The organism is Pseudomonas sp. P1_C12 (genome assembly GCF_056406435.1).
Genome location: NZ_JBFUAE010000036.1, coordinates 1 through 13485 on the forward strand (window position 1 = coordinate 1; position 13485 = coordinate 13485).

The 13485-nt window shown below is 60.3% G+C and carries 4 protein-coding genes; 1 reads left to right on the forward strand and 3 read right to left on the reverse strand.

Annotated features, from left to right (window positions below; genetic code table 11):
* Window positions 1-9608: peroxidase family protein (locus AC1D19_RS30085; RefSeq protein WP_477765544.1), on the reverse strand; the 9608-nt coding region annotated here is incomplete at its 3' end.
* Window positions 9609-9906: 298 nt separating this feature from the next.
* Entirely contained in the window at window positions 9907-10440 is a 534-nt protein-coding gene (locus AC1D19_RS30090) for a hypothetical protein (protein WP_477765545.1), read from the reverse strand.
* Between the two features lie 72 nt (window positions 10441-10512).
* Here AC1D19_RS30090 and AC1D19_RS30095 point away from each other — a divergent pair, with 72 nt between their 5' ends.
* Window positions 10513-12021 (forward strand): sensor histidine kinase, encoded by a 1509-nt coding sequence (locus AC1D19_RS30095; protein ID WP_477765546.1) that lies wholly within the window; start codon window positions 10513-10515, stop codon window positions 12019-12021.
* Window positions 12022-12066: 45 nt separating this feature from the next.
* Here the strand turns inward: AC1D19_RS30095 and AC1D19_RS30100 are convergent, their stop codons facing one another.
* Entirely contained in the window at window positions 12067-12777 is a 711-nt protein-coding gene (locus AC1D19_RS30100) for a response regulator (protein WP_477765547.1), read from the reverse strand.
* Between the last annotated feature and the right edge of the window lie 708 nt (window positions 12778-13485).

Genomic DNA, 13485 nt, shown 5'->3' on the forward strand with positions numbered 1-13485 from the left:
CCGCTGCCGCCGAAAAACAGATTTTCGACGTTGGCACTCAGCGTGTAGCCCGAGAGCGAGGTCCAGACCGTGTCGTTACCGGCACCGGCGAGCTCGGTCACCACGTCCCCAAGGTCGGTGACTTCGTAGACATCGTCGCCCACACCGCCGGCCATCGTGTCGGCACCCGTACCCCCGATGAGAATGTCATTGCCCGCGTCACCATTGAGGATGTCGTTGCCGCCCAAGCCGCTCAGGATGTCGTTGCCATCACCTCCGCTGGCCAGGTCGTCGCCTATTGTGCCGGTGAATATGTCGGCACCGGCGGTACCGACAAACAGTTCGCCGACCACTGTCGTTGCGGCAGAAGTGACCCGCTCAAGTGTGCCGAGGTCATCGACGTAACTCGCGACGACCCGCAGTTGCAGACCGGTCTGCGCCTGGCTGGGCGTGAAGGTCGTGCCCGTCTCGCCGGCGATGTCGGTAAAGAGCGCACCGCTCCCCACCTGCCACTGATGGGTAATCACCGAGGTCGTGGTCCCGTTGGCGTCGGTGAATGCATCCGTGGCGGTCAAGGCTGAGCCTGGCGTCGGGGTCGTATCGCTGATCAGCACCGTTCCGACCGGCAGGACATTGACGGTGCCGGTACCGGCCGGCGTGATCGCTGCGGTCGGCGCCGAGAACACCTCCTCCAGCACGCCATTGGCGTCCTTGTAGACCGCCCTGACGCGCAGAGCCAGTCCGGCTGCCACGACGAGTTCCGGGATAGCCGGCACGGCGCCAATGAGGGTCGCCGGTGGTGCGATCCTGAGTTCCGAGCCCACTGTGGCGGTCGTACCCTCCGCGCGCGAGACCTCTCCGGCGGCAAAGAAGGTGATGTCTTCGAAGACGCCCGAGCCCGGGCGCGCTTCGAACTGCCAGAAGAAACTCATGGGGCTGGTGATCGCGCCGCCGGTCGCGGTGTTGTCGGCATCCGTGATGCCGGCCGCCGATACCGTCAGCGTCTGGCCGACGGCGGGCGTAGGATCGTCGATCGTCAGCGAACCGACTGGCGCCGAGTTCAAACCGCCGAGCACGAGCGCCTGATCGGCGAACTGCAACCGCTCGATATTGCTGAGGGTGTCGGTCCCGTCCCTGCCAGCGACACTGTCGATGACCGTAAAGGTGCCGTTGACGTTTTCGATCACGGTGTAATCCGCAAAATTGCCGGAGAACAGCGCCGTGTCGAAGTCAGGACCGGGCGCCGTCAGGATTTCACGGACGATCTGGAGCTGGCCGGGGTTGTAGGTGCCGTTCAACATGAGCGGGACCAGTGGCGTCATGTTGTCGAAGGTGGCGATTTCCGGCCCGGTGCCATCGATGTTCTGCCGCACACTGATGCGCACGTTGAGCCACTTGTCGCCGTCGATGATGTCATCGCCGCCACGGCCTTCGATGACGTCGCTGCCGGCGCCACCCAGGACGATATTGCCCCCGTCGAACTTATCGTCGGCTGTGCCGGCGATGCCATCCGCGCCGTTGCCGGCGCTGCCGACCAAGTCCCGCAGGCCGCTGATGAGGTCGAAGTTGGTGAGCACGCTGCCCTTGGCGCCAGCGATGGCGAGCAAGTCGGCAGTGGAGTCATCGCCACTGAGGAAATCGGCATGGGACGATCCCGACAGCCCTTCCACCAGGTCCAACCGGGCAAGGATCGACGCGTTGGAGCCAGGCACCGCCGGTTGATCGAAGAAGCGCAGCCTGGAGTTGAGGCCGATGGTCACGCCGGCCGGATCGTCCTTGAAGGTCGCCCAGTCGTAACCGGAGAACCCGATGAAGCGGTCCGCCTCGCTGGGGCTGCCGATCATGATGTCATCACCGCCCTCCCCGTCGAAGTTGTCCGGTCCGCCATCGCCCATGAAGACGTCGTTGCCATTGATCGGATCGTTGCCGAATGGGTCGAAGTTGTCGCCGGCAACGCCATCGGCGGATCCGCCCTGGATCCAGTCGTCGCCTTCGCCGCCGCGCGCGAATTCGTTCGCCTTGCTGCCGAGGATGAAGTCGTTGCCCAGGCCGCCGCTGGTGTCAGCCGCGTCCTCGCCGGTGACGATGAAGTCCTGACCGGCCTGGCCGAGGATCAGGTTGAGGCCGTTGCCGCCCTGGATGACGTCGTTGCCGTCCTCGCCGTGGATGACGTCGTCGCCGCCCATGTCCGTGATGATGTCGTCACCGGTACCGCCAAAGAGTTGGTCGTTGCCGTAGCCGCCATCGATCCGATCGTTACCGGCATCGCCATAGACCGTGTCATCGTCCGAGTCGCCGGCAATGAGGATATCGTTGCCGGGCGTGCCGCCGAGCACGACCGTATCGGCACCGGTGTAGTGCAGGTAGTTGGTATCTGGGCCCACTGTGTTGGGGTTGTCGCGGATCACCAGCGGCGTGAGGAAGTCAGTGCGCGGTGAGCCATTCGGGTGGTCCGACGGTCCAAAAGGATCGGCACTGGCCGGCAGATCGTCGATGGTGCCGACAATGCCGTCGGGACCGGCAATCACACTCGGGTTGTACTGGTTCGCCTGGTTGACCTCCAGTGTGTAGGCCGGCGTCAGGAAAACCCTGGCCGAGAGGTGTGTTGCGTCGGTATTGGCCATCACCAGATTGGCGAACGTGTTGTTCTCCAGTTCGGCGCCAAAGTCCATCGAGGCGGTGCGTTCCAGATAGTAGAAGCGGTCGCCGTCCTGGAGTTTCTCCATCTGGTTCTCGAAGACGAAGTTGAAGGTCGAGCCGAGCATGCCGCCAAAGGGCATCTTCTCCTCGGCCAGCCCGCCAACCCAGAAGTCGACGTTGTCCAGACCGGTGATGGTCACGTCGTCTGCGGTGTTCAGAACACCGTCCGCACCCGCGGTGCTGGCCCAGGCTCCCGTGCTGTTGAGGAAGTCGACACGGTCGGCCGGTGCGGTCGCGCCGCCTAACACCAGGTCCGCAGCCGCGGCGCGCTTGTCCGCCAGCGTGATGGCACTGGTGATGGTCGAGTGCGTGCCGTAGGCGGCGATGAAGTTGATCAGCGATTCCGGATGCTTCATGTGCTGCACGAAATCGGCCCAACTGGTGTAAGGCTTGAGTTCTGCGTCGCCAGTAGGCAGATAGAACTCCCGCCGCGCCGCGTTCAGGGACGGAATGCCGGTATCGCGGCCGCGCGCCAGGTTGATGGCGGGCAGATCGAGCGGCAGACCCAGCAGGTTGTTGCGCAGGGCTTCAGTGACGAACTCGTCGATCTCGTTGCCCACCTGGCGGGTCACGCCGCGCACGATGGCGCCGGCCGCCTGTTCCGGAGTGGGGCCGCTGCCCGCGAACTCGAGCGGGTTGAGGAAGGCCTGAATCAGCCCGATATCGCTCGAGGCGAAGTTCGGATCCAGCCGGTCGACCTGCTCCAGCAGCATCGAGTGCCCGAAGCGATAGACGGTGTGCGCGAACTCGGCAACGATGCTCGGATCGATCGCAGTGTCGTACACCTGGCCCGGGGCGAAGAAGGGATCGACCATCGGCTGGATCGTACGCGCGAACTCCTCGAACACCAGGTGCTGGTACTGCATCTCGGTGCCGAACTTCGCGGTCTGGAACAGGCGCTCGCCGTTCCAGTCAAGGGTCGAGGTGTCGGCGGGAACCGCAGTGACGGGCGTCAGCAGCCACTCGTTCAGGAACGACACATCGCCACTTGCCGCTGTCGCGAGGACCACCGCCATGGTGTGATCGACCAGGCGGTTGTGCTCATGGTGGAAGATCGAATGGACGGTGGTCAGGCCGATGTTCTCGTTGACCCGGCCGTCGCCGGCAATGTAGTGCGCGTCCAACAATTCGTTGTCGTAGAAGCCCGGCGCAGGCGTACCGCCAACAACAGTGTCCACATCGGGCAGGAGTGCTGCGCCGGTCACGTCGTCGATCGGAACGGCGGTGTGTGCGATGTCGTTGAGGAAGGCATGGCCGGTGCGCGCGGCGTTGAGCAGGCTGATGGGCGCCGCCGGATTGCCTTCAACGAGCACATCGTCGGCCGTGCCGGCAATGCCGTCCGGGCCCAACATCACCACCTGTGGGAAACCATTCGGACCCTTGATGAAATTGCCGTAGGCGTCGGTCGCCAGCAGTGGCACGTTGTTGAAATCGGCATCGGTGAGATTGATGCCGAGCAGATCATGGGCTTGCGCCTTGACCACCTTCCAGGTGGCCATGCCACCGATCCCGACGTCGTCGGCCGTACCGAACACGCCATCGGCGCCCAGATCACGATTTTCGATCAACTTGCCGGTGGCCACCGGATCGCCCGCTGCGTTGAGCTCATAGGCACGCAGGAACACCTGGTGCGAAGGATGCGAGCTGTAGGTCTGGTTCTGGTCGACAAACGGCGAGGTGGTGTTGGTGTTCTCGTGGATGTCGTCAGCCGTGCCCAGAATGCCATCGGGGCCGGGCTGATTGGTGGCGCGCGTCAGCACCATGAAGTTGGTCGGGCTACCAGGCACGAACAGCGGGTCATCCGGCTGCAGCGGAACGAACACGGTGCCCGAACCGCCCTTGGTGACGAGGTCCAGGCCATGGTCGAAGAACTGACCGAAGAAGGTCATCCATTGGTTGAAGGGCGCGGTCAGGCCCGCGTCGGGGCTCACGTTCGGGTCGAAGAAGGTCTGGAACGTCGTGCCGTCGGTGCGGGTTCCGGTAACCACCTGAGCACCAACTTTCAAGACATCATCAGCGGTGCCGAGGACGCCATCCAGACCGGGATCGAAGGTGGCCGCGACCGCCGCCGGGTTGTTGGCGGTCTGGTCGACGATCAGGTTGCTGATGGTGCGCGGCTGCGAGTCGATCACCAGGCCGCTGGTCTGGGTGTAACTCGTACCGGCGTCGGCCGGGCGGAAGTCCGGCGTGGTCAGACGCGGGAATACGTTATCGGCGGCACCGAACTCGGGATGGAGCAGGTTGTTTTCCGTCCCTTCGACCGTGCGCAAACCGTACGGCACCCGTATGTTCGGGAGCAGCGAGTTCAGGTTCTCACCGGCCGCGTGGTGTTCCGCTATCTTGATCTGGTCAAGAATGAACGCCAGGTCGGATTGCGTGTAACGCACACCGTTGCTGGGGGCAGTGGTCTGCGGATCGATCAGCGAAGGCGCCGCTGCGGGGGCCGGCGCCCCGGCCACTACTGCCGTAGTCGGTGCCGAGAATACCTGCTCGGTCACGCCATGATCGTCCGCATAGATGCCTTTGACACGCACTGCCAGGCCGGCAAGATCCGCCGTCACCGTGAGCGTGGGCGCGTCCGCTCTGGTAAATCCGATACCGATGCGGCCTGGGCCGAGGATGATGTCCTCGAAGACGCCCGAGCCCGGTGCCGCTTCAAACTGCCATATGTAACTGATGGAATTGTGGATCGCCCCGCCCGCGTTGTCGGCATCGGTGAGGCCTGCCGCCGACACGGTCAGTATCTGGCCAACGGTCGGCGCGGTGTTATCCACCGTCAGCGCGCCCACAGGCTCAGCGTTGAGCCCGGGCACGAGGACCATGGACTGATCGGAGAACTGCAGCCGTTCGATGTTGGTGAGGCGGTCGGTTTCTTCCTTGCCGACATTGTCGGTCACGGTGACGATGTCATCGGCAAAGTTGGCCGGGGTGCCGTTATCGTTGACGGAGACTGTGTAGTTGGACAGCGGCCCCATGAAGTTGACGGTGTCGAAGCCACCCGCGCCCGACAGGATCTCACGCACGGCGACGAGCTGGCCGGGATTGTAGGTGCCGTTCAGCATGAGCGGGATCATCGGCGTCATGCTGTCGAAAGTGGCGATCTCCGGCCCGGTGCCATCAATGTTCTGACGCACGCTGATGCGCACGTTGAGCCACTTGTCGCCGTCGATGAGGTCGCTACCGCCACGGCCTTCGATGATGTCGCTGCCATCGCCGCCGAGGATGATGTTGCCCGCGCCGAACTGATCGTCGGCCGTCCCCCCGATACCGTCGGCACCGAAACCGGCGCTGCCGACGAAGGCCCGCAGGCCGCTGACGAGATCGAAGTTGGTGAGGATGCTGCCCCTGGCCGTGATGTTGGCGATGATGGCCGCGTTTTGTTCATCGCCGCGCAGGAAGTCGGAGAAGGCCGACCCCGACAGGCCCTCCACTTCCGCGAACCGGTCATAGACCGCATCGGCCGATTGCGCAAACGCGCCCACGATATTGCCCGCGGCATCGGGCACAGGGTGATAGGGACTGAAGAACGGGACGACCATGTCGACGGTCACGCCGTACTTGTCATTCTTGTAGGTGGTCCAGTCGAACCCGGACATGCCGTCCATCTTGTCCTGAGCGTCGCTGGCGACGAAGGTGTCGTCGCCGCCTTCACCGATCATTTCATCGAATCCGCCGGTGCCGATGAAGATGTCGTTACCGGGCACATCGTCGGACAATGTCGGGCTCATGTTATCGCCGGGTGCACCGTCCTGGGTGCCGCCCTCGATCCAGTCGTCGCCTTCGTTGCCGGTCGGCGCGAGGTTGACCTTGGCGCCGAGGATGAAATCGTCGCCCGCGCCGGCGAAGGTCATGGTGATGTCTTCGGTGGTGATGATGAAGTCTTTGCCAGCGCCGCCGAAGACCAGGTTGTTGAGGCCGAGGGTCGAGTTGCCGGCCTGGATGACGTCGTTGCCGTCCTCGCCGCGCAGGGTGTCGCTGCCGCCGATGTCGGTGATGATGTCGTCGCCGGCACCGCCAAAGACGTTGTCGTTGCCGTAGCCGCCGTCGAGGCGGTCGTTGCCGGCGTCGCCATAGACGGTGTCGTCGTCCGAGTCGCCGGCAATGAGGATGTCGTCGCCGGCCGTGCCGCCAAGCACGACCGTATCGCCGCCGGTGTAGTGCAGGTAGTTGGTATCCAGACCCACTGTGGCGGGGTTGTCGCGGATCACCAGCGGCGTGAAATGGTCAATCCGTGGTGAGCCAATCGGGTGGTCCGACGGGCCAAAGGGGTCGGCGTTGGCTGGCAGATCGTCCACCGTGCCGACGATGCCGTCCGGGCCGGCCACCACACTCTGGTTGAACTGGTGCGTCGGATCGACCTCCAGGATGAAGGCCGGCGTCAGGAATATGTTGGCCGGCAGGTGTGTTGCGTCGCTGTTGAGCATCACCAGATTGGCGAACGAATTGTTCTCAAGCTCGGTGCCGAAGTTGAGTCCCGCGGTGCGGGCCAGATAGTAGAAGCGGTCACCATTCTGCAGGTTTTCCAACTGGGTTTCGAAGACAAAGTTGAAGCTCGAACCCAGCTGACCGCCAAAGGGCATTTTTTCCTCGGCCAGGCCGCCGATCCAGTAGTCGACGTTGTCCAGGCCGGTGATGGTCACGTCGTCTGCGGTGTGCAGAATACCGTCCGCACCGGCATTGCTGCTCCAGACGCCGGTACTGTTCAGGAAGTCCAGGCGATCAGCCGGCGCCGTGGCGCTGCCGAACACCAGGTCAGCAGCCGCAGCGCGCTTGTCCGCCAGCGTGGTGGCGCCGGTGATGCTCGAATGCGTGCCATAGGCGGCGATGAAGTTGACCAGCGATTCCGGGTGTTTCATGTGCTGCACGAAATCGGCCCAGCTCGTGTAGGGGGTCAACTGGCTGTCGCCGGTCATGTGGTAGAACTCGCGCCGCGCCTCGTTCAGCGACGGGATGCCGGCTTCGCGGCCGCGCGCCAGGTTGAGCGCGGGCAGGTCCAGCGGCAGGCCGACCAGGTTGTTGCGAAGAGCGTCAGTGACGAACTCGTCGATTTCGTTGCCGACCTGCCGCGTGATACCGCGCACGATGGCGCCAGCCGCCTGCTCAGGGGTAGGGCCGCTCGCAGCAAACGCGAGAGGGTTGAGGAAGGCCGCGATCAGACCGGTCTGTTGATTGCCCGGGTCAACCGGATTGCCGTCGCCGACGACGTTGAAGTTGGGGTCGAAACGATCGACCGTCTCCAGCAGCATCGAGTGGCCGAAGCGAAAGACCGTGTGCGCGAACTCGGCGACGATCGACGCGTCGATCGTGGTGTCGTTACCCATGGGTGCCAGGAAGACATCCACTTGCGGCTGGATGGTGCGCGCGAACTCCTCGAACACCAGATGCTGGTACTGCATCTCGGTGCCGAACTTGGCGGCCTGGAACAACCGCTCACCGTTCCAGTGCAGGGCCGCGATGTCGGCCGCCGTCACCGGCAACGCCGCCAGTTGGGCGTCGGGCATCAGCCATTTGTTCAGGAAGTCGAGGTCGGCGGAGGCCAGCACCGTCTCCTTGGTCTGGTCAACCAGGCGGTTGTGCTCGCTGTGGAAGATGGAATGCACCGTGGTCAGGCCGATGTTCTCGTTGACCCGGCCATCGCCAGCGATGTAGTGCTTGTCGAGCAGTTCGTTGTCGTAGGTGCCGGGGGCTTGCGGGCCGCCAATGACGGTGTCCGCATCAGCCGTCAGGCCGCCGGTCGGATCGGCGCTGTGGGCGATGTCGATGAGGAACTGGTGACCGGTGCGCACAGCGTTCGTCAGGCTGATCGGTGCAGCCCGATTACCCTCGACGAGCACGTCATCGGCCGTGCCGGCAATGCCGTCCGCGCCCTTCATCACGACTTGAGGGAGACCGTTGGGCCCCTTGATGAAGTTGCCGTAAGCATCGGTCGCCAGCAGCGGTACGTCGAACACGTCCGCATCGGTCAAGTTGATGCCGAGCAGATCACGGGCCTGGGCCTTGACGATTGCCCAGGTGGCCATGCCGCCGATTTCGACGTCATCAGCGGTGCCGAAATGCCCATCGACACCCAGGTCACGATTGGTGATCAGCTTGCCGGTGGCGACCGGATCGCCCGCTGCGTTGAGCTCATAGGCGCGCAGGAACACCTGGTGCGAGGGATGCGAGCTGTAGGTCTGGTTCTGATCGACAAAGGGCGAGGTGGTGTTGCTCTGCTCGTGGATGTCATCGGCAGTGCCGAGGATGCCGTCGGGGCCGGGCAGATTGGTGGCGCGCGTCAGCACCATGAAGTTGGTCGGGCTGCCCGGCACGAAGAGCGGGTCGTCGGGCTGCAAAGGAATGAAGACTGTGCCGCTGCCGCCCTTGGTGACCAGGTCCAGGCCATGGTCGAAGAACTGGCCAAAGAAAGTCATCCATTGGTTGAACGGCGCGGTCAGGCCCGCGTCCGGCGTGATATTGGGAATCTGGAAGACGGAAACGTCGTCGGCGGTGCCGAACAGGCCATCCAGACCGGGGCTGGTGACGACTTGTGAATCCGGATTGGCCGCTGCAGCCGCGACTGCCGCCGGGTTGTTGGCGGTCTGGTCCACGATCAGGTTGCTGATGGTGCGCGGCTGCGAGTCGAAGACGAAACCGCTGGTCTGCAGGTAGGAGGTCGGCGTGGTTCCGCCAGGATCGGCGGGGCCGAAGAAGCCGACCGGCTGGACCTGCGCGGTATTGAACACCGGCGTCGTCATACGCGGAAAGAAATTGTCGGCGGCACCGAACTGGGGATTGGCCAGGTTGTTGTCGATGCCGGAGACGGTGCGCAGGCCGAAGGGTACTTCTACGTTCGGCAGCATGTCAGCCAGACTCGCGCCTGCCGCATTCCGTTCAGCGATGAAAATTTGTTCGAGAATGAACTCGAGATCGGACTTGATGAAGCTGGCCATGGCTGTTTCCTCGATGCTTGACTAATCAGGAAACCACACGCATAAAACACGGCTGCAAACGCGTGGTTTAGTGCTGAACCCCATAAATAAAAATCTAAAATTGAACGACGGGACCTGGTACAACGGCCGCACCGAGCCCTTACTGAATCGCATGCGATCAGCAGTGCTCGACTGAGGATCAATTCCCCATGACAACCGTAACTACAGGCTGGTATTGCGCCTCAAGGAGGCGACGGCCCATGAACGCAGGTTGAATAGATGGCGTAACTTACTAAAGGCCCCGTCACGTATCGGGGCTCTATGCGTCTGTCCATATTGCTCTCTCAGGCATAGGGGGCTTGTCACAGATGCCACACATCCAGCGATCAGAGTCATTGGCCGGAATAGGCTCGCGAAAATCGCCATAGTCCGGAAGTTCCTGAGGGGTGATGGCACGGTTCTGCGTCCATGCGGCTTCGTCAACAAGCCTTTTATCCATGAGCAAACTGGCAACGACTACGAATTGACTAGTCTGTATTGGAGACGGGTTCCACACGCCTGGTGGCGGAGTCAGGAAATCATTAGAACCGCAGGTTTGGTTCTGATTGAGTGGAACACTCGCGCTGTTGTACTGAAAATTGTACTGGAGCGTTTTCTCAACAGAGATTCCAAGTGAACTGAGCTTGACTTGAACGCCAAGCGTACATTCGTTTCCATCCTGGCCTGTATGGCCGTAAAGTGACAGTACAGGGCGCGAATGACCGACCACACTATTGGTAATAACCTCCGGCTGCTTTTGCCGGAGATAGCGATTACCCAGATTGATCGAGCATCTTTTTTTTAAACTATTCATCGCGCCTCCCGCCTTCAACCTCAAACGCTAGCTATACACTCCATTAAAAATGAGTATTGAGGTGCTACCCGGATGTGTACAGAGACGAAAGCCCAATCAAATTCTGAGACCTTGGTCAATGATTCGGATCAGACCTTGGTCGAATCAGACACTGGCCAAACGTCCAGTAGCGCAGTGCCCGGGAGCCAGGGCACCCGGGCGAAATTGCGCCATTTGAGCCGCTCAACCCAGTTCGTCATCTGCGCCACAATAATTCTGGGTTTGACCATGACGCTCGTTGGAAACCTCGTAAGCCAGAGTATCGAAGATGCAACGGTTCAAACGGCGGCGGAGACGGGGGCGCGTTATATGCAGAACTTTCTCGAACCCTTCGTCCAGGGATTAACCACTGCCAAAGAACTCCCCGATGGCACTATTCAGACCATTGATCACCTGCTGTCCAGCACCTCGTTCAGTACACATGTTGTCTCGGTGAAAATCTGGCTTCCAGACGGCACGATTGTCTACAGCACCGACAAATCAGCGGTCCAAAAACATTTTCCGACAGTGGAGATCTCACAGGCGCTGACAGGCAAGATCTATACAGAACTGGACAGTGATCTTGAGGATGATACTGCGGATGATATTGAGGATGCTTTTGAGCGAAGCCTGAATATTCCGCTCTATGAAATTTTTGCTCCACTGCGCGAAGCAGGTACTGGAAAGATTATTGCGGTTGGTGAGTTCTACGAAACCGCGGAAGCGTTACAGCGCGAAATCAATAACGTTCGCAAGAAAGTATGGGCGATTGTTGGTGCAGCAACGATGGCCATGCTTTTGCTGTTATTTTTTATCGTTCGGCGTGACGACAAGATCATAAAGCAGCAGGAATCAGCACTTAAATGGCGAATGCATGAGCAAGCAAAGTTGCACTCAAATAATACCGCCCTTCAGCGCAAAGTCACTACAGCTAATCGTGAGTTTTCCAGAATCAATGAACTCACTCTCCGTCGGATCGGGGCAGATCTTCATGATGGTCCTGCTCAGCTGTTGTCGCTTATTCTCCTTCGCCTTGAAGAGCTCGAAGATTCGCAAGGCGCCTCGGATGGGGAAGTCCTCGAAATGATAAGACGTGCCGGCGAGGATGCTTTAAACGAAGTGCGGGAAATATCACTCGACCTGGCACTTCCGGAAGTCAATGATCTGAGCCTGCACGATGCGCTGGTATTGCTTGCCGGGCGGCACGAAGAGCGAACCGAGACGCGAGTCGAACTGCAGCTTGATACGCTTGCGGACGATGTACCGATAGCGCATAAAATTTGTATTTACCGCTTCGCCCAGGAAGCATTGAACAATGCCTATATTCACGCCGGAGGAAAAGGCCAAAAACTCAGCGCCTCTCACTTCGAAGGGCTACTGGAAGTGCAAGTCGAGGATGCAGGAGTGGGTATTCCAACCGAGAAACCGAGTGTGCCAAGTCGAGGCAGGACTCATCTGGGCCTTGTCGGCATGCGCTATCGCGTCGAATCCCTCGGCGGAATATTCATCATTGAATCGGCGCCCCATGCCGGAACCAAAGCCAGGGCGCAGTTCAGAATCTGATCATCCGTGACAAAATGATCGTTGCACCCAAGTAACCGCAAGCGCTTATCGCCCGTTACTTGTCTTACCATTGTCATTCAAGTCGCGGCGTTGAAGAGCACCACATAAGCTGGGGATATGGTCACTCTCCCAATGCCGTCTCACTGCTGCGACTGCCTGCGTCCGGTTACGAACCCGTAGCTTGTACATGACATTCGTCATGTAGTGCTTGATTGTCTTCTCGCAGAGCTCAAGCTTGATAGCAACCTCGCGGTTAGTCAGGCCCTTCGATACCTCCCGGATAACTTGTTCTTCGCGATGGGTCAGTTCGACCTTTTGCTTATCACCCGCGTGCTTTCTGAAGCTGCCTAAGAGCTTGCTGGCAAGCTTGGGTGTAATGAAGGTTTCACCACCGGCAACCTGTCTGATGGCTTGTACAAGTTCACGACCGCTTATGCCTTTCAACGCATATCCCTGCGCGCCTGCTTCGAGGGCGGTATAGGCGTCCTCGATGGACTCAGATACCGTCAGCATCAAAATTCTAACTGCCGGTGAAGAAGCTGAGATCGCTCGCACGGCAGCAAAGCTATCGCCCGGCATATTTACATCCATCAGCAAAACATCCGGAGCAAAACGAGCGGCAATTTCCAGGGCATCATCGGCAGACCCGCCCTGCCCGACCACCTGAAAGTCAGCTATTTTCTTCAGCGCCATTGTGACCCCATCCCTTAACAGCGGGTGATCATCAACGATGCCAATCTTGATCATGGAACTCATAAGAACTCCTCATAAGAGCCGATGGAGCTGCATAGTGGTGTCGCACGTTTCATTTTTCACCCCTCGCGCCATGCCCAATCCGGCAAGCCCCGCCGTCTCCATGATGTCCGGGACGACAGCTGTTGCGGGTACCCAAGGGGGGTTGCAACTAATGAGCCATTTCAATAGGGCGAAGATAAAGTTCAAATGAATTAACAGGCTGTTTCTGAGTGTTTGAAGCGAGAGAAAGGGTGAGGGGGGGATATTCCTCAAATCAGGTGGTAAACGCCCGGTTGGGTGGGTGTAATGCCCCACTTATGGAGATACCGACCGCTTTTGCTTGGGGCTGATGGCCCTGAGGCGACGTGGATTCAACCGGTCGATGCAACAGATTGAGCCAGTCTGTTGCATCGACCGGTTGAATCCACAGCCAATACCCGACATTTCCCCCTGGCTCGATAGCAGGCATTTTCGGTCCACGTACTGTCACAACCACCGCGCGAAAAATCCGTCATGACATGTCATGACCTCCTTCAGAAACGGACTTTGACCAACAAATACGGGGTTTAAAGGACGAATGGTCGAGAGGCGTCAAGCGCGGGGAATTGCCGGGAGTTTGCAGCCACTACAGGCTTTTCAGGCAGGCACGTTCGTCGCGGTGCAGTGAACTTCACTCTCATCACGTGTCACATTAGGTCCTTGTCAAGCGAACTACAGAAGAGGTACAGC

Excerpts from the sequence above, each read along its gene's own strand:
- AC1D19_RS30090 (WP_477765545.1), bottom strand. The coding sequence starts at position 10,440 with ATGAATAGTTTAAAAAAAAGATGCTCGATCAATCTGGGTAATCGCTAT.
- AC1D19_RS30095 (WP_477765546.1), top strand. The coding sequence starts at position 10,513 with ATGTGTACAGAGACGAAAGCCCAATCAAATTCTGAGACCTTGGTCAAT.
- AC1D19_RS30100 (WP_477765547.1), bottom strand. The coding sequence starts at position 12,777 with ATGAGTTCCATGATCAAGATTGGCATCGTTGATGATCACCCGCTGTTA.